A 17,519-nucleotide genomic window follows, 5' to 3' on the forward strand; every position below is an offset into this window, starting at 1 on the left:
GGCGCGCTGGACAGAGACACTACCCGACTGGATCGAATGCCATATTCAGGCGCTGGAGTTCTTTGGTGCTGCGCCAGCCTTGCTGGTTCCCGACATCGACCATCGTTCGCACATGGAGCGCGGGCTAGAGATCACGCCGACCGAGCACATGGGCGTCCATGCTGCGCAGATGGAGCGGAGCGGCCTCGACGTGGCGCGCACGCGGCTGGACGAGGAAGCGGCGCAGCGCAACGCCGATCTTATCCGCGAGAAGCCGGAACAGGTTCTGACCCTCATCACCGGCGAAAAGAGCGTGTTCGACCGGCGCGACGTGGCGCGGGCACTGCATCGCTACATCAATGACGACATCGAGGAGTTCCAGTCGGCATTTGCGAAGGTGATGGCTTCGCCGGCGCTTGTCGAGCTTCAGGCCGAGCGCGCGGACCCGGCAACGGGCGAGATCGAGCTTGCGCGCTATTCGACCGGCGAAATGGTCGAGATCGAAAGCGCGATGGCCGAGCGGGCGGTGCGAATGGCTCATGCCTGCAGCCATGGCGTTGATCGTCACCATGTCGATCGGGCAATAGAAAAACAGGATGCCGCGATCCAGGCAAGCGCCGGCGATCCTTCAGCGGGACTTTCCGGCGAGCAGCGCGGCGCGATCGACCATATCACCGGGCCGGAGCGGATTGCGGCCGTCGTCGGTTTCGCCGGCGCTGGCAAGTCCACCATGCTCGCCGCAGCGCGCGAGGCATGGGAGGCCGAGGGGTATCAGGTCCACGGCGCGGCGCTGTCGGGGAAGGCGGCCGAGGGCCTGGAGGAATCGTCCGGCATCCGGAGCCGAACGCTCGCGTCATGGTCCCGCGGTTGGGAAAACGAGCGTCAGCAGCTCGGGCGCGGCGACGTGTTTGTCATCGACGAGGCGGGCATGGTCGGGAGCCGCCAGCTCGCCCGTTTCATTTGCGAGGCCGAGGCGCGCGGGGCGAAGGTTGTTCTTGTTGGCGACCATGAGCAGTTGCAGGCGATCGGGGCCGGCGCACCGTTCCGGGCCATCACGGAAGAAATCGGCCATGCCGAGCTTTCGGAGATACGCCGGCAGCGTGTGGGCTGGCAGCGGGAGGCCTCCGTTGCCTTTGCCACGCACCGGACGGCCGATGGGCTGGCGGCCTATCGGGACAACGGCAACATCAACCTTGCGGAGACCGGCGAGGATGCGCGGGCGGAGATCGTGCGCGATTACCTTGCCGATCGCGAGCAGCACCCGGGCGGCACTCGGGTTGCCATGGCGCATCGCCGCGCCGATGTTCGGGCCCTCAATGAGGGTATCCGCTCCGAGCTTCAGGAGCGCGGCGAGCTGGCGCAAGGAGAAGCTGCCGGCGCGCTTGCCTTCCAGACCAATGACGGCCAGAGGGAATTCGCGCCGGGCGACCGCATCGTGTTCCTTGAGAACAATCGCGACCTGGGCGTGAAAAACGGGATGCTTGGCACCGTCGAGCATGTCGAGCCGGGGCGGATCGTCGCGCAGGTCGACGGCCGAGACGGCGAGAGCGTCAGCGTTCCCATGAGTGACTATCAGGCGATCGACCACGGCTATGCGACCACGATTCACAAGAACCAGGGCGCTACCGTTGATCGGGCCTATGTGCTGGCATCTGGCACGATGGACCGGCATCTAACCTATGTCGCCATGACCCGGCATCGTGACGGCGTGCAGCTCTATGCCGCCCAGGACGAGTTCACCAATGCCGGCCGCCTGGTCGAGCATGGGGCCGCGCCCTATGAGCACGACCCGCAGAAGTCCGACAGCTATTTCGTGACGCTGGAAAACGATAAGGGCGAGCAGCGCACGCTATGGGGCGTCGATCTTGAGCGCGCCATGAAGGAGGCCGGGCCGGAGATCGGGGAGAAGATCGGCCTTCAGCATCTAGGCTCCACCCCTGTCACCTTGCCGGATGGCACGCAAACGCACCGGAACGCGTGGAAGGTTCAGGATGCCGGCGAACTGGCCTATGACCAGCTCGAAAAGCGCCTGTCCCGGTCGGGCGCGAAGGAAACCACGCTCGACTATACCCGCGCCTTTGCCGAACGGCGCGGAATCGCGGAGCAAATGGGCGTCCGCAGCGAGATCGAGGTTCCGGCCGAACGTGCCGGACTACGTGCGGACAGGGAGCCGACGGCCGAGGGGCACCCTGCCGAACGGGATCGCATTGAGGACCGCGCGCCGAGATCCTCGCAAAAAGCCGGCGTGGAGCTCGCGCAGGATCTTGGTGCAGATCCTCGCGAGGATCTCGGCGTCGACCGTCAGGCCGGCCGGGAGGGAGAAGGGGAGGGGTATCGGCGGATAAGCTGGGCGGAAATCATGTCGCCGGCTGGCGCCGGCGGCGTGCAGCAGGACAGCGAGCACCAGGCGCAGGGGCCTGGGCCGGTCGTGGCCGGCAAGCCCGAGCCCCTGGTGCCGGCGATTACGCGCCATGATCGCAGCATCGAGGACGTCGCTCGCGAAAAGGCCTTGTCCGTCATCGAGCAAAGATTCCAGGTCGTGGAGTCGATCGCGCGTGATGTGTTTCGCAATCCGGCCGAGGTCGCAGGGCGATTGCGCGCCGCCATCACCGAGAAGGAGGGCAACGGCAACGTGATGGCGAAGACCATGGCCGAGCAGCCGGAACGGTTCGGGGAGTTGCACGGCAAATCTGGTCTGTTGGGGGATAACAAGGAGCGGAAAGCTGCTCTGCATTATGCGAAGGCGGTTGCCGCCCATATCGGATATGTCTCCGAGGCATGGGAGCGCCGCCTTGGTGAGGAACGCGCATCCGAGCAGTGGCAGCGCGAAAAGCGCGATGTGATCGAGGTTCCCGGCCTCACGCCCCGCAGCGCGGAAATTCTCGATCAGGTGGACAAGGTGTCGATCGGCAAGCGTGATCAGCTGATTGACGAGCTGCGCTCGACTCCGGAGGGCAAGGCTGCGCTCGAGGAAGCCAAACAGGTTGCCAGGGCGCTCGTGCGCCGATTTGGTCATTCCGATCCTCGGGACTTCGCCAAGCAGCTCGATCAGCGTCCGGAGCTGGCGAAACGGGCTGAGCAGATCAAAACCGTCGCCCAGGCGGTCGAACGCACACGCATGGCCGAGCTGAGCCGTGACCACACCCTGAAACAGCAGCTTTCCCAATCAAAGGGCCTTGGATTGAGCAGATAGCCGATGACAGGCTGATGCGGACAGATGGAGGTCATCGGCCGAACCGACGGGAGCCCGGACGCTTGCGCCGGGGCTCCCTGGAACTTAGGTGTTTATTCGCACCAGATCGGCGAGAATCGAGCGCAACATTGGCACGGGATTATCGCTTATGAAGGCATCTGGGTCTTGCATTTCGACCATGGAATGCAGTTTGGCCACCACGCCATCAAGGGAATTGGCGGAACTCCGCCATAGAGCTTCCGCCAATTCCCATTCCAGTTTGTCTGCTATCACCTCCTCTTTGCAAGCTTGAGTGTATCCGAGCTCCCAACCTGTCAGGACCCATTTGTGCTGGAGAGACTGTAGCCTCGCAGCGGCCTCGTTTCTGGCTTCACGGGCTTCCGTTCCCGGAAATGCTTGTTCGATTTCCTCGACAGTCATTGCGCGGAACGGCTTTTCCTCACCAGGAACATGCAACGTCACGATGGGATCGTCCGCGGCTTCCATGAGCTTTGTTTCGAGCTGCCGTTGAAGTACGGTCAACTCACACCGCCGCCGATGGGTGTGTGTTATTCCATTTCCGCCAGAGGGCGAGAAGGTCGGCGTCGTCCTCCGGAGCGGTAAGGGGTGTGTCATCAGCCTGTTTCGTTGCAGCGGCCATGACGAACGCTGCTCCGGCCGAAAGTATGTTTCGGCGGGTTTTAAAAGGCGAAATTCTGCTATTCTCGGAATCTGCCATGATCCAAAGCTCTCATCAGCTTGGTTGTGGTGAGGCTGTATTCAGTGTTACGAGCACTGGGTACAGCCGTCCGAACTCATGTTCAGGCTTAAGGATCCTATCAAACAATGCCGCGATGATCAATTTGAAATCAAATGATGCCGATGAGATCACGGGGGCGCAAATTCGGGCCGCGCGCGCGTTTATCCGTTGGAGCGCCAAGGATCTTGCCCTAGCGGCCAGGATCGGCGTTGCGACGGTAAGTCGGGCTGAAGTCGAGGACGGGCGACCGACAATCACGGCAGCAAATCTGAAAGCGATTAAGATCGCGCTTGAGACGACCGGCATCGAGTTCCTCGTGGAGGCTGGGGGCGGTGTAGGCGTTCTGCTGAAAAAGCCGTCACCTTAGTGACGCTTGATCCAGACATACAAGTCACGAGAGACGATCGTCCTTTTCTTCGAGATGTTTTCTCGTGTCGGATCCGCTGAGGCCTTCGCGTGCTGCACAACCACGTTACGCCGGAGCCTATGGCTATGTTGCCATCGCTGACCGGGCACAGGAGGTGATAATCAGCTAGAACCGAGCTCATGGAAGCCAACGGGGGCACACAGTACGCAGTTTTACTCTTTCTGCTCGTGATTGCGATACTCTCTATCGTCAGGAGACCGAAATCAGCGTCCAGGTATCCACGTTTCTTGCCGTGCGGCGTCCTTAACGACACTGCGGGTGACAGGTCGAGCAGTTCAATGACGTCCGTGGTGATCCGGCGTGCGATTATCCTTGCATTTGTGGAGTTTAACTCCAGATTTGCAAGGCAATCCCATCTTGCTGAAGATGGGCGGATGACGCCGGCGCTCGGTAAGCCGCAGCCGATATCGAGTCCCGACATTCCCGATTTCAGGCTGAGCTTGCTGGCAAGCAGGCGCGGAGCCTGTTGTGCTGGGTCTGCATGAGGGTGGAGTGCTCCCCGTTTCACCGGACAGGTCGGCTAGTTTGATTTAGCTCTGATGAACTGCCGAGGGGAAGCCATCTTAAGCGCTGAATGGGGATGGATTTCGTTGTAGTCCTCGATCCATCCGTCGATGAGCCGGAGCGCCGTTTCGGCGTCTGGCAGAGCTGATATGCGGATGTAATCCCGTTTCAGGGTTTTGACGAATGCCTCGGACATGCTGTTGGACTGCGGACTGGCGACCGGCGTGAAGCAGGGCGTCAGATTGAGCGCCTGGGCAAACAGCCTCGTCTCCCGCGCGGTATAGGCTGAGCCATTGTCGGAGAGATGCTCGATAGCATGCGGAGCCCGCGTTGTTCCAAACCGCTTTTCGACAGCCTCCAGCATCATGTCGCGCACGTCTGATCCGGAGATGCCTGCATTGGCGACTGCCGTCCATGCGATGATCTCGCGGTCGAAAGCGTCGATAATGAAGGCGAGACGAACGAACTCGCCATTCCAGCAGGTAAATTCCAGACCGTTGGAGCACCAACGCAGATTGGAGCGCATGACCATGACCTTGCCGTCATGGATGCGGCCCTTGCGAACGGCAGTGTGCTTCTCCAGCAGCATGGCGTGGTTGCCCATGATGCGATGAACCCGTTTGGCGTTGACGACAGCGTATTCCGATGAAGCCGGACGGGTATTCCGACGCGAAGCCAATGGCGTCCGGTTTTTGATCGGAACACCGTCCGGTCAATCCCCGGAATCCGCATGTAACCCGAGGGCGTCCACGAAACTTGGGGCTATTCACCTGGACAAAAAGTGGAGCGGTGAAGCGACGGTCTGAACACTAAACGGGCGCCGGTAACGGCAGGCGATTGGAGGGTCAACGGTTGGTTTAGCGAGTGCGTCCTGCAAGCAGACCATCCCTCTTTCGAGGAATGGTCTGATAGTCGGTATGATTACTGCGCGGCCTCCTCGATCAGATTGGCCACGGCCTGCGGCTGCGAGACCATCACGACGTGGGATGCTCCCTTGACGACGATGGTGTGCCTGGAGCCGGCGCGTTCAGCCATGAAGCCGAGCGCCTGTGCCGGGATATTCTTGTCGCCATCGCCATAGATGAAGTAGGAGGGCAGCGCCTTCCAGGCCGGCTCGCCCGACTTCTCCGTCAATGCAGCTTCGGTGATCGGCCGCTGGCCTGCGGCCATAAGGGTCGTTTCCTCCTCGGGGACATCATGGGCAAACTGAGCGCGGAACTTTGCCTGGTCGATGGAGAGATCGACCCCGCCATCGGCAAGCTTGACCGGAGCGGCGAGAGCTTGACCGAGGGTGCCGCCGGGAAACTTGCCTGCGAGCTCTGCTGCCGCTTCACCGGCGTCGGGGGCAAAGGCCGCGACATAGACCAGAGACTTCACGTTGTCGCGGCCTTTGGCGGCGTTCGTGATGACCTGGCCCCCATAGGAGTGCCCGACCAGCACCACTGGCCCCTCGATGCTTCCGACGATGGCGGATACATAGGCGGCATCACCTGACACAGTGCGCAGCGGATTGGAGGCGGCAACGACCGTATAGCCATCCTTCTGCAGTATCCGGGTGACGCCGTTCCAGCTCGAGGAGTCAGCAAATGCGCCGTGAACCAGGACGACGGTGGGTTTGGCGGGTTGGGCAAGCGCGGCCCCCGAGAGGAGGGCACCGGCAATGGCAACGGCGGCTGCAAGTTTGGACATGATGAATTCCTTTCGCAAGTTCGCATGATGGGGGCAATGGATTGATTGAACTGAGGCGCCGCTTGGTGGAAGTGATGGCCTTTCAGCCTCGGATGAAGGCAAACACATCGGCGTTGAAGCGGTCGGCCTCGGTCTCGGCCAGCCCGTGTGAACCGCCGGCATAGATCGTCAAAGTGGCATCCGGAACGATCTCGGCGGCGCGATGGGCCGATGCCGCGATCGGTACGATCTGGTCGTCATCGCCATGGATGATCAGGGTCGGGCGGTCGATCCGCTGGAGGTCCTGCGTATAGTCGACCTCCGAAAATTCGCGGATGCAGTCATACTGTCCCTTGATGCCGCCCTGCAGGCCGATCCGGCGGAAGTTTTCCCGCAAGCCCTCATTGCTTGCGACACCGTCTCGGTTGAAGCCATAGAAGGGAACGGTCAGGTCGAAGAAGAACTGCGACCGGTTCTTGGCGGTGCCTTCACGGATGCCGTCGAACACCTCCATCGGCGTGCCGTTGGGATTGGCATCCGTCTTCAGCATTAGGGGCGGAACGGCCCCGACCAGAACCACCTTGGCAACGCGCGCCGTGCCATGGCGGCCGATATAGTGCGAAACTTCGCCGCCGCCGGTGGAATGGCCGACCAGGATTAGGTCGCGCAGATCGAGCGCCTCGATCAGTTCTGCCAAATCGTCGGCATATTGATCCATGTTGTTTCCGTCGAAGGTCTGGTCCGAGCGACCGTGGCTGCGGCGGTCATGGGCGATGACCCGAAAGCCGTTCTGGCTGAAGAACAGCATCTGCTGGTCCCAGGCATCGGACGACAACGGCCAGCCATGGGCAAACAGGATCGGCTGGCCGGCACCCCAGTCCTTATAGAAGAGGCGGGTACCGTCGGTGGTGGTGAAGGTCGACATGCTAATCTCCTGAGGTTGATGATGGGTCTTTGATTTGTGTAAGATTACTTTGTGCACGATCTATATGTCATCGATTCCATCCCCCGTCAATCGCTTGCAAATAGATGGCGCGCAAATTATTTTGAAGCAAAGGAGATCGCTATGTCCGACACATCATTCAATTCCGATACCGCCCTGCCTGACGTCACCGGGATGCTTTGTTTTTCCCTTTATTCCGCCGGCCATGCATTCACGCAGCTCTACCGGCCATTGCTCGACAAGCTTGACCTCACCTATCCGCAATATCTGGTCATGGTGACGCTGTGGAATCGTGACGGGCAGAATGTAAAGGAACTGGGTCGAACGCTCTTCCTCGATTCCAGTACACTGACGCCTTTGTTGAAGCGGCTGGAGACGGCAGGGTTGATCACCCGGACGCGCAATCCGAAAGACGAGCGCGAGGTGCTGTTACATCTCACCGAGGCGGGGCGTGTACTGAAAAGCCAAGCCGCCAACATCATGCGTTGTGTCGAGGATGCGCTCGGACTCGACGCTGAAACGATCAGTGCAATCAAGGCATCAGTCGATAGGATTCGCGACAAGCTTCGGGAATAGGAGCGGCGTGAATAGACGGTTCGCGGCGAGGGTTTTATCCTACCTTGGTTCTCAGCCAAGGATGGAGTACTGTCAGCCCTTGTCGGAACAATCGTGCTGATTTCTCGGGTAAACGACGGCCATTGCGTTCCGTCCTCTAAAAGGCCTTGAGAGGCCGTCGAGGAGGAGGTGCGCAAGGAGATCAAGGAGATCTCCGCGCTCTTCGCCGAGCAGCGCCTTGACATCTAGATGCAGCAGATGCGCTCGCTCGCGGAGCGCTTCGGGGGCAGGGGGAGCGCCGCCGGCCGCTCGGGCCGACGAGGCGCGCATCGAGGACCGGCCAGCGCCGGCACCGTCGATCCCGCGATCGACGCCCAGCAGCAGGCGATCGCCTGCCGGTCGCGCCGCACGGGCTGCACGGGAGCAGGCGGGCGCGGCTAAGGGCACCCAGGACGAGCAGCGCCAGCAGATCCTCCGGCAGGCGGCGCAGGAGCGTCAGCGCGGCAACGACTGTGATGGGGCGGAGCGTTGATCGGGGCTTAATCTTGTGGCACCAGGCCATCGAAGACGTCGAGCAGCGCATCGACGATGGCCTGTCCCAACGCATTCGCCGTTTCCGCGATCTGCTCATCGCCTTGGCCGCGGGCGGCAAGCGCAAGGTTGCCGCCCTGATCGGCGACGATCGCCTTGGCGCGTTCGATGGCCCATTGCGCGAAATCGCTGCGGTTCGATATCGTCATCGCCTCGGCGATCTCATCCATGACGTTTGCTTTCGATTGATACAGCGCGACTGTTGTCAGTTTGCCTTATTGTGAGATCCAGCCATAACGTCTCGCACATTTGGATTCCTGGAGCGGCTCATGCAGGCGTCTCCCAAGGATTGATCACGGCGGCGCCCGTGTCCTCGAAATCCTTGACGTTGCGCGTTACGAGGATCAGGTCGTGAACGATTGCAGTCGCGGCGATCAGGCCATCGACATCGCCACGCGGCCGGATTGCCGCGATGCGGCCCCATTCAACCGAAATCTGGTCGGTCACCGGTAGGATGCGATCGCCATGGTCGCGGCGCAGCTTGCGCAGCCACTCGGCGAGGTGTGCCGCAGCCTTCGGATCCGACTTCTGTTTCAGCGTAATGCCGCGCATGATCTCGCCGAGGGTCAGCGCACTCAAATGTACGCTAAGCGGATCGATGGAGCGCAGCCAGGACACGGCCTGCGGCGCGCCGCGACGTGCTTCCGAAACGATGTTGGTGTCAACGAGATACATCAGAAAGCTATGTCGCGGCTGGGGATCTTGGCGCGCACTTCAACCGTATCGGCGAGCGTGTCGTCCCAGGCAGGGCCGCCGAGCAGGTCGTCGACCAGCGTTGGCCGGCCCGCGCGCAGAGTGTCGTAATCGTGGGCTGATAGTACCACGGCCGTGCGCTCGCCGCGAAGGGTAACGATTTGCGGTCCCTCGTGGCGCGCTTTCTGTACCACCTTCGAGAACTGGTTCTTGGCGTCCTGTAGCTGCCATTCCATTGTTTCGCTCCAAGCTAGCTAGGCTGTCTAGCTATATAATCTTCTTCGGCGACGAAGAAAAGCGCAACTCCGCTGATCGAATGCAGATTGTCCCGAACGATAATGCAATTTTATCCATCACTATGGGAATGCGATGAATCGTGCGGTTAAGGCCTGAATGAATGAATTAACCGCACAGTTCCAAACGAGTGATGCGGTCATGGATTCGCTCGTCGCCTCGCCGGTGCTCTCGGCTGCCTTGCGGATGGACCCTCCCGCAGCCGCGCGCCGGACGAGCTTGCCGCCGGCATCGCATTGAAATCGCTGGATGATCTCGTCCGACCCTCGCCCGCCTGGCCGGCTGCTGGCGCGCGCGCCAAGCCCTGAAATGTGCCGCGTCCGCGGCCCGGCCCTTGTTATGGACAATGTCGCCCAAGCGGTGGAGAAAATCCAGGCCGCCGGTCGGAGCGCTCACCACGCTCGACGATATTCCCCATTACCGCGGCTCGGGCGCGCAGTACTTCGATGTCCATTGCGACCCGTTCGTGCGCCGTGGCCCTGCCGCGGTCAAGAGCGCCCTCGCCGCCGCCTGATCCAGAAGTGCTCTATCGCTCCGGCAGTCCGGCGAGGCGTAGGGCGTCGGAAAACCGCTTGAAATCCTCTGGCCGGTGAAGGGGCATCCAGTCCCTGAGGTTAGAGAGAGTCAGCGTCGGATCGAGCGCCCGCAGGCGTTCCATCGCCTTTGCGGCCTCCTGCGCATGGCCGGCGAGCGCATGGCTCCCCGCCTGCAGGGCGACCGCGACGAGTAGGCTGGGCAGGTCGACGAGGGCCTTATCGGTCCACGCGAGGGCGCGATCGTAGCGGCCGGCGAAGAAGCTCGCGAGTGCCATTCCAGCCTGCATCCGGAACATTTCCGGATCCAGCGGACTCAGGCGGAGGGCGTGGGCGATGTCTTCGGTGCCACTGACGAGTTCGCCGCGGAAGATCCGCAGGACGCCGCCCAGGAACCAGGCGAGGGCGAAGTTGGGGTTGAGCAGCCGCGCCCGCTCGATGAGGGCGATGCCGCCGTCGAGGTCGCCGGCAAGGTGCCCGAGCGCATGGCCTCCCCGGGTCAGCGCCACAGCATCGTGCCGGCCGCGCTCCACGGCGAGCCGCGCGAGGCGCGTCCCCTCGGCGATCTCCCGTTGCGGCTCGTCCATCCAACCGTTAAGCTTGCGCCAGAAGTAGCACCAAGCCGCCCCGCCGTGGGCCGCGGCGAAGTCCGGGTCGAGTTCGATCGCCCTGTAGAACAGCGGTAGGGCCGCATCGATGGCGCCAAGCGTTCCCTTATGCAAGTTGGCCATGCCGCGCAGATAATAGTCGTAGGCGTCGAGGCTTTCGGTCGGCTTTCGCTTGGCGCGCTCCATCTCGGCCCGCTCCAGCTGCGGCGCGATGGCCCCCACGACGCTTTCGGCGACCCGGTCCTGCAGCAAGAAGAGGTCGCCAAACGTGCCCTCGAAACGCTCCGCCCACAGATGCGTGCCGGTGATCGCGTCGATGAGCTGCCCGGTGATGCGCACCTTGTCCGCCGCCCGACGCACGCTGCCCTCCAGCACATAGCGCACGCCGAGTTCCCTGCCCACATCCTGCACCGTCACCGCGCGGTCCCTGTAGGTGAAGCTGGAATTGCGGGCGATGACGAACAGCCAGCGCACACGCGACAGGGCGAGGATGATGTCCTCCACCACCCCGTCTGTGAAATATTGCTGCTCCGGGTCACCGCTGAGGTTCTGGAAGGGTAGGACGGTGATGGAGGGCCTGTCGGGAAGGGCGAGCGCCTTGCCGCTCGGTGCCTCGGACGCTCCTTCCGCCTCGTCGAGGCTGACCTCGCCGACGAAGCGGAACCCTTTGCGCGCCACGGTGCGCACTAGGCGCTGCGCCTCGCCATTGTCGCCGATCGCCTTGCGGACGGCGTTGATATGGCTGGTGATCGTCGATTCCGAGACAATCCGGCCGGCCCACACCGCCTGCAGCAATTCGTCCTTACCGGTCACCCGGTCGCGGTTCGCAACGAGATGGTGCAGGAGATCGAAGACCTTCGGGCCGATCGCCACAGCCTGTCCGCGGGCGGTCAGTTCCCGGCGCCCGGGATCGAGCACATAGTCTCCAAAGATGAACCGCACGTCGCCGTCCTCCAGCCGGGCGCGCGCCCCATCACCTGGCCGCCCGCAAAACCTTCCGCGCCTTGATACCCGCAACAGGCTTGGACGGAAAGCCAAGCTTTAGGCAAGGGTAATTCAAGGTGGTGCCAAGGACTTCCCGGCGGTGGCGCGGCACTCTGGCTTCGCGTCGACGGCAATGGTTGCGGTCGGGAAAGTGGAGAGAAGCCATGAAGATCGTCGTGATAGGAAGCACCGGCCTCATCGGCACGAAGCTCGTGACCAACCTGAAACGGCGCGGCCATGCAGTGCTCGCGGCCTCGCCGACCACCGGCGTCAACACCATCACCGGCGAGGGCCTGTCGGCGGCGCTGGATGAGGCCGAGGTCGTCATCGACGTCGCCAACGCCCCCGTCTGGGAGGACCAGGCGGTCCTCAACTTCTTCGAGACCTCCGGCCGCAATCTCCTGGCCGCCGAATCGGCCGCGGGCGTGCGCCACCATGTCGCCCTGTCGATCGTCGGCAGCGAAAGGTTGCCGCACAACGGCTATTTCCGAGCGAAGGTCGCGCAGGAGAACCTTATCAAGGCGTCGGACATCGCCTATACGATCGTGCGCGCTACGCAGTTCTTCGAGTTCGTCGACGGCATCGCCCGGTCGGCGACCATCGGAAACGAGATCCGCCTGTCGCCGGCGCTGATCCAGCCGATGGCTTCCGACGACGTCGCCGCGGCCCTTGCTGACGTGGCGCTGGCCCCGCCCGTCAACGGCACCATCGAGATCGCCGGCCCCGAGGCCCTGCCGCTCGACGAGCTCGTCCGGCGCTTCCTGCAGGAGGCCGGGGACCCGCGGACGGTGGTGGCCGACATCCGCGCCCGCTATTTCGGCGGCCTGCTTTCCGATCGCTCGCTCACGCCAGGGGACGGCGCACGCCTCGGCACGGTCGGCTTCGATGCTTGGCTCGCGCGCGAGCGCGCCCGGCTGGCCGCCTCCTAGGGCGACCCTTCCACCGAGATCCAATCTCTCTGGCGATGCCGGCCTTGGGGGGTGGCATCGGCAGGCAACGCGCCCCGGAGGCCATCATGTCACATGTGAACAGGAGAAAGATGATCGGTCTGGCGCTGTGCCTCGGTGCGGTCGTCGTCGTGGGCGCGGGCTGGGCCCGGGCGCATTTCGGCGAGGGGGCGGCGACCGACAACGCCTATGTCCGCGGCGACGTCACCTCTCTCGCCCCGAAGATCGGGGGCTACATCACGGCGGTGGACGTGCAGGACAACCAGGCCGTCGAGGCCGGCGATATCCTGTTCCGCATCGATGATCGGGACTATCGCGCCCGGCTGGCGCAGGCGCTAGCCAATGTCGAGGCGGCAAAGGCGCGCCTTGCCAATGTCGATGCCGAGGTGGACCTGCAGCACGCGCTCATCCGCCAAGCCGAGGCCCAGAAGCGGGCCGCCGAGGCGGAGGTGATCCTAGCCGGCAAGGCCGTCGACCGTCACCGCACCCTCAGCCGTAGCAACGCCGTCAGCCAGGCGAAGCTCGACGAGAGCGAGGCGGCGCGCTCCCGGGCCGAGGCGGGCGTATCCGCCGCGTCCGCCACGCTGGAGGCGCAGGTGCAGCGCATCGCGGTGCTCGCCGCCCAGCGCGACGCGGCGGCCGCCGCCCTGGCGCAGGCCGAGGCCGCCTGCGACCTCGCCGAGATCGATCTCGCCGGAACGCTGGTGCGCGCCCCCGTCCGCGGCGTCGTCGGCAACCGCCAGGCGCGCGTCGGCCGGCTCGTCGCGCCGGGCACGCCGCTCTTGGATATCGTCCCGCTCGACGGCGTCTGGATCGTCGCGAATTTTAAGGAGACGCAGCTTGCGCGCATCAAGCTCGGCCAGGCCGTCCGAATCACCGTCGACAGCTATCCGGACATGGCGTTCGAGGGCGTCGTGGACAGTTTCGCGCCGGGCAGCGGTTCCTCCTTCAGCCTGCTGCCGGCCGACAACGCGACGGGCAATTTTGTGCGCGTCGTCCAGCGCGTTCCGGTGAAGATCCGACTGGCCGGCAATCCCTTGCCCGGCCGCCTAGTGCCTGGCCTGTCGGCGCGGGTGGAGATCGACGCGGAGAGCGGGTCATGACGACGCTCGACAGCCTCGCACCGCCCGCCCGCCCGGCGGCCACCCTCGGTTTCCTCGTCCTAGCGGGCATCGTGCTCGCCGCCCTCGCCGAGGCGATAGCCGGCACGGTTCTGTTGCTCGGCCGCAGCGACATCATCGGCGATATCCATGCGACGCCGGACGAGTTCGCCCTGCTGGATGTCGGCTATACCGGCGCCAAGCTCGCGGGGTTCCTGCTCGCGCCCTGGATGACGAGCCGGATCGATGCGCGCGGCGTGCTCGTCGGCTCGACCTTCGCTATGGGCCTTGCCTGCGCTGTGGCCGCCCTGACGACCCGGCTCGACCTCCTGGTGGCGCTGCGGGTGGTGCAGGGGCTTTCGGGCGGCGTCCTGCTCGTCGCCGGGCAGGCCATCGTCTTCCTCGCCTTTCCCCGCTCCCGACAACCGGTGCTGCAGGCCCTGTTCGCGCTGGGGGCCGTCGTCGCCCCCACGACGATCGCGCCGGCGCTCCAGGGATGGCTGCTCGACAGCCAGTCCTGGACATGGATCTTCTATAGCGTCATCCCGCTGGCGCTTTCGGCCTGCGGCCTTCTCCTCATAGGCGATTGCCCGGCGCCCGCCCGCGGCGCGATGCGCCGGTTCGACTGGGTCGGCTTTCCGCTGGTTTCGATCGCGTTCTTCTGCCTCGCCTATGTCCTCAGCCAGGGCAGCCGGTGGGACTGGTTCGAGGCACCGCGCATCCTGTGGCTGACGACGATCGGCCTTGCCGCCCTGCTCGCCTTTCTCGGCCATCAGGTGGCGGAGCGGAAGGGCGGCCTGCTCGATTTCGCGCTGTTCCGGTCGAGCGATTTCTCCTTCGCCTTCATTGTCAGCTTCGTCGCCGGGGCGGCCCTGTTTGGCAGTGCCTTCCTCATCCCGGCCTTCGCCGTGTCGGCGCTCGCCTTCACGCCCATCGATGCCGGACTTCTTCTCCTGCCGAGTGGCGCTCTGTTCGCCGCCGCGCTGTTCGCCGTCGCCTACCTCATGCAGGCCCGAGGCGTGGCCTCCTTCGCGACCGTGCCCCTCGGCATCCTGATGATCATGGCGGCCATGTGGATGCTGTCCGGCTCGAGCGGCGAAAGCGGCGCCGCGGACATGATGCCGGCGGTGCTCTTGCGCGGCCTCGGCCTCGGCTTCCTGTTCCTGTCGATCACGCTGATCGCGTTCGGCGGGTTTGGCGCCTGCAACCTTGCCGCCGGCATTGGCCTATTCAACGCCGGTCGCCAGCTTGGCGGCCTGATGGGCGTCGCCGCGCTCCAGACGATGATCGACCGCGATATCGTCGGCAATGCCGTGGTGCTGGTCTCCGAAGTAGCGCGGGGTGCGCCGGCGGTGATCGAGCGCCTAGCGACCGTGACCGCCGTGCTCGAGGCGAAGGGAATGGAGGCGGCCGCCGCCGGCCGGGCCGCGGTGGCGCTGATGGCCCGGGCGGTGTCGGGCCAGTCGGCCGTCATCGCCTTCGACACGGCCTTCAACGCCGTCGCGCTGCTCTTCCTCTTCGCCGCGCCCGTTCTCGTCGCCCTCAAGAGGATTCTGTCGCGGCGTGCCAAGGCCGCTGAAGCAGCAGTTCGACTTGTTCGAAACGGGGGAGCCGGAAAACAAAGCCCAATCTTCGTCCAAACATAATGTGTGAGGCATCGTGGATAGTCGACTTCGGAAACCGGCCAAGCCCATGCGTGAGCTAAGTGCATGCTCGAACTAGGCACCATGTTGAGTTAATTGTCCCATTTTAATGGATTGAAAATTATGGTAGTAGGTGTTAATTGATCCATTTTAAGGGTTAAATGATGCGCCTAACGCTCCAAACCCATTTTGATGGTGAGTGGCACCACGCAGCGACGCTGGAACTCAAGGACGATGCGGCCGGTTTCCAGGGCGCATCCATCATCGATTACGATCTCGACTATTTCGTCACTGTGGCATCGGCGGAGTTTGCGGCCGGAAAGACGGTCCGCGACCATAGAGCCTTGTCCGTCCGTTTTCCTGTTGATCTCGAAAATCGATATAGCTGCAGCTGGCCGCCGTTCCTCTTGGATCTCATGCCCCAGGGACATGCAAGGCGAAAGCTTGCCGAACACCTTGGCCTTGCTGAAGGCTCGCGTGCTTCTGATCTCCCACTGCTTCTGCGATCGGCGACGGGGGGCATTGGCAATATCCGGATCACGGAAGCGGCCGACGCCGAAGCGGATCGGCTGCGAGGTGTCGAGCGCCACGGGGTTACAGAAGCGGAAATACTTGAGCGGTCGGATCGCTTCATGGAAGTCGCCGATCGCTTTGGAATGCTCGCCTCCGGCTCAAGCGGTCTGCAAGGCGAATGGCCGAAGGTCTCGATGACCCAGGCGAATGACGGGCTCTATTATCCTGACAGCTTCGTGACCGATTATGAGGCCGTGCGCCACGTTATCGTCAAGCTGGTACGCAGCAGTGAGCCGGTGGATCGCCTCATACTCGAAGGCGAAGCCCTCTATTCGAGGATCGCTCAAGAGATCGGTCTGAATGTCAGCGAACCTTCGACCTATGCCGAAGGTGTCCTGATCATTCCCCGTTTCGACCGGAAGAAGAGAGAGGGCGGCGGAACCGTCCGGCTGGGCCAGGAAAGCCTCGTGTCCGCGATCGGCGTTGCCGATTTCGGTCATGTCAGCACGCATGAGGTCTATATCGACATTCTGCGCCAATATTCGACCGATCCCTTCGCCGACACCGTCGAATATCTGAAGCGCGACATCGCCAACCTGGCGCTCGGTAATCCCGACAATCATGGCCGTAATTCCGCGCTCAGCAAGCATCAGGACGGCACGATCCGGCTGTCTCCTCTCTTTGATTTCGCACCAATGCGGCTCGCAAAAGAGGGAATCGTTCGCTCCACCCGATGGGCGATAATGCGTGACGGAGGTCGCGATTATCTTCCCGATTGGAAGCAGATTTGCACCGAGTTAGCGCCTGATCCTGCAGAGCAGAAGGCGCTCACGGCTACGCTTTCCGAGTTTGCCAAACAGCTGCGCCAGGCTCCGGCCATGGCGAGAGATTTGGGGGCGTCTCCGGACATTCTTGAGCGTGCGATGGGACGCTGCATGGCGATAACAGACAGCGTCCTGGCGTCATGCCACTGATGCCGAAGGACAGCTAAATGGCTCGATGGAAGAAACCCACGAAAGAAGAGATTCTAGAAAACCGGCGAATGCTGGCGGAGCGTGCTCGAACCGGCGACTTGAGGCTGCCTGAAGCGGTTGTTGAAATCCGTAGGGGGCTTGGTTTGACGCAGAATGAATTCGCCAAGATCCTATCGCTCACCAGGCGCCAAGTTGCTGAGATCGAAGCCGGGAGCGCGAACCCAACGCTCGAAACTTTAGTGAAAATTGGCCGATTGTTCGGATTTGCTGTGGGGTTTGTTCCAAAGGCGCAATGATGGCTAAATTTTCAGTTTGCCACATCGATTAAAAGTTGTGCTTTGATTCACTGCCGAATTCTTGCCGGGGGATGGACATTGTCACTACGCAAGGAAGAAACGGCTAGGATTGAAATCAACCGGCTGCTGTAGGCGGCCGCTGGCGCTTCTTCGATGACAAGAGCGGTCCCGTGAACGTCGTTCTTGGCTAGGTTTCGATGGGTTTCGGCGCGCCTGCTCACGATGACCTCGATAACGTCAGTTGATCGTGTCCCATGGAGTGGTGTAGCTGGATTTCATAGCCATCGGTGATTTCCGGTAGGGTCGGGTTGCTTATGACCAACCTGAGGGACACC

At 62.8% G+C, this 17,519-nt stretch carries 16 protein-coding genes; 8 read left to right on the forward strand and 8 right to left on the reverse strand.

Going from position 1 to position 17,519, the window contains the following annotated elements; all coding sequences use genetic code 11:
* The first annotated feature begins 79 nt into the window (after nt 1-79).
* Complete coding sequence (gene traA / locus EV665_RS30260) at nt 80-3,172, forward strand: Ti-type conjugative transfer relaxase TraA (protein ID WP_425376506.1); 3,093 nt, start codon at nt 80-82, stop codon at nt 3,170-3,172.
* Nucleotides 3,173-3,256: 84 nt separating this feature from the next.
* Here the strand turns inward: traA and EV665_RS30265 are convergent, their stop codons facing one another.
* Nucleotides 3,257-3,694, reverse strand: a complete 438-nt coding sequence (locus EV665_RS30265; RefSeq protein ID WP_133037007.1) for a hypothetical protein — start codon at nt 3,692-3,694, stop codon at nt 3,257-3,259.
* A gap of 116 nt (nt 3,695-3,810) precedes the next feature.
* Here EV665_RS30265 and EV665_RS33375 point away from each other — a divergent pair, with 116 nt between their 5' ends.
* Nucleotides 3,811-4,278: a helix-turn-helix domain-containing protein gene (locus tag EV665_RS33375; RefSeq protein ID WP_380689064.1), complete on the forward strand. Its 468-nt coding sequence runs from the start codon at nt 3,811-3,813 to the stop codon at nt 4,276-4,278.
* A gap of 580 nt (nt 4,279-4,858) precedes the next feature.
* Here EV665_RS33375 and EV665_RS30275 read toward each other — a convergent pair.
* The 3 genes from EV665_RS30275 to EV665_RS30285 all read right to left on the reverse strand — a co-directional run bounded on the left by EV665_RS30275 (nt 4,859) and on the right by EV665_RS30285 (nt 7,435).
* Nucleotides 4,859-5,539: an IS3 family transposase gene (locus EV665_RS30275; RefSeq protein ID WP_281048299.1), complete on the reverse strand. Its 681-nt coding sequence runs from the start codon at nt 5,537-5,539 to the stop codon at nt 4,859-4,861.
* Nucleotides 5,540-5,763: 224 nt separating this feature from the next.
* A complete protein-coding gene (locus tag EV665_RS30280) occupies nt 5,764-6,531 on the reverse strand; it encodes an alpha/beta fold hydrolase (RefSeq protein ID WP_133037008.1) in 768 nt (255 codons plus the stop codon).
* A gap of 82 nt (nt 6,532-6,613) precedes the next feature.
* Nucleotides 6,614-7,435, reverse strand: coding sequence for an alpha/beta fold hydrolase (locus tag EV665_RS30285; protein ID WP_133037009.1), 822 nt, complete (start codon nt 7,433-7,435; stop codon nt 6,614-6,616).
* 141 nt (nt 7,436-7,576) lie between these two features.
* On the opposite strand from EV665_RS30285, the gene EV665_RS30290 reads away from it, so the two are divergent.
* Complete coding sequence (locus EV665_RS30290; RefSeq protein WP_133037010.1) at nt 7,577-8,029, forward strand: MarR family winged helix-turn-helix transcriptional regulator; 453 nt, start codon at nt 7,577-7,579, stop codon at nt 8,027-8,029.
* Between the two features lie 518 nt (nt 8,030-8,547).
* Here the strand turns inward: EV665_RS30290 and EV665_RS30295 are convergent.
* The 4 genes from EV665_RS30295 to EV665_RS30315 form a co-directional block, all read right to left on the reverse strand.
* Nucleotides 8,548-8,769 carry a hypothetical protein gene (locus EV665_RS30295; protein WP_064334848.1) on the reverse strand — a complete coding sequence of 74 codons (222 nt, stop codon included), beginning with the start codon at nt 8,767-8,769 and terminating at the stop codon, nt 8,548-8,550.
* A 97-nt stretch (nt 8,770-8,866) separates the two neighbouring features.
* Entirely contained in the window at nt 8,867-9,274 is a 408-nt protein-coding gene (locus EV665_RS30300) for a type II toxin-antitoxin system VapC family toxin (RefSeq protein WP_064334847.1), read from the reverse strand.
* On the reverse strand, nt 9,274-9,528 hold the full coding sequence (locus tag EV665_RS30305; protein ID WP_133037011.1) for a type II toxin-antitoxin system Phd/YefM family antitoxin: 255 nt from the start codon (nt 9,526-9,528) through the stop codon (nt 9,274-9,276). The genes EV665_RS30300 and EV665_RS30305 overlap by 1 nt, the downstream gene beginning before the upstream one ends.
* Before the next feature lie 584 nt (nt 9,529-10,112).
* Nucleotides 10,113-11,669, reverse strand: a complete 1,557-nt coding sequence (locus EV665_RS30315; protein ID WP_064334906.1) for a winged helix-turn-helix domain-containing tetratricopeptide repeat protein — start codon at nt 11,667-11,669, stop codon at nt 10,113-10,115.
* A 206-nt stretch (nt 11,670-11,875) separates the two neighbouring features.
* Here EV665_RS30315 and EV665_RS30320 point away from each other — a divergent pair, with 206 nt between their 5' ends.
* From EV665_RS30320 to EV665_RS30340, 5 genes are all read left to right on the forward strand, one after another.
* Nucleotides 11,876-12,640, forward strand: a complete 765-nt coding sequence (locus tag EV665_RS30320) for an SDR family oxidoreductase (RefSeq protein ID WP_133037012.1) — start codon at nt 11,876-11,878, stop codon at nt 12,638-12,640.
* A gap of 86 nt (nt 12,641-12,726) precedes the next feature.
* Complete coding sequence (locus EV665_RS30325) at nt 12,727-13,761, forward strand: HlyD family secretion protein (protein WP_133037013.1); 1,035 nt, start codon at nt 12,727-12,729, stop codon at nt 13,759-13,761.
* Nucleotides 13,758-15,404 carry an MFS transporter gene (locus tag EV665_RS30330; protein ID WP_133037014.1) on the forward strand — a complete coding sequence of 549 codons (1,647 nt, stop codon included), beginning with the start codon at nt 13,758-13,760 and terminating at the stop codon, nt 15,402-15,404. The genes EV665_RS30325 and EV665_RS30330 overlap by 4 nt, the downstream gene beginning before the upstream one ends.
* A gap of 161 nt (nt 15,405-15,565) precedes the next feature.
* Nucleotides 15,566-16,888, forward strand: a complete 1,323-nt coding sequence (locus EV665_RS30335) for a HipA domain-containing protein (RefSeq protein ID WP_133037018.1) — start codon at nt 15,566-15,568, stop codon at nt 16,886-16,888.
* Between the two features lie 17 nt (nt 16,889-16,905).
* The gene (locus EV665_RS30340) at nt 16,906-17,184 is read left to right on the forward strand and encodes a helix-turn-helix transcriptional regulator (protein ID WP_133037015.1); all 279 of its coding nucleotides are present in this window, start codon (nt 16,906-16,908) and stop codon (nt 17,182-17,184) included.
* The last annotated feature ends 335 nt before the right edge of the window (nt 17,185-17,519 follow it).

It is taken from the genome of Shinella granuli (genome assembly GCF_004341885.1).
In the GTDB taxonomy this organism is placed as follows: domain Bacteria; phylum Pseudomonadota; class Alphaproteobacteria; order Rhizobiales; family Rhizobiaceae; genus Shinella; species Shinella granuli.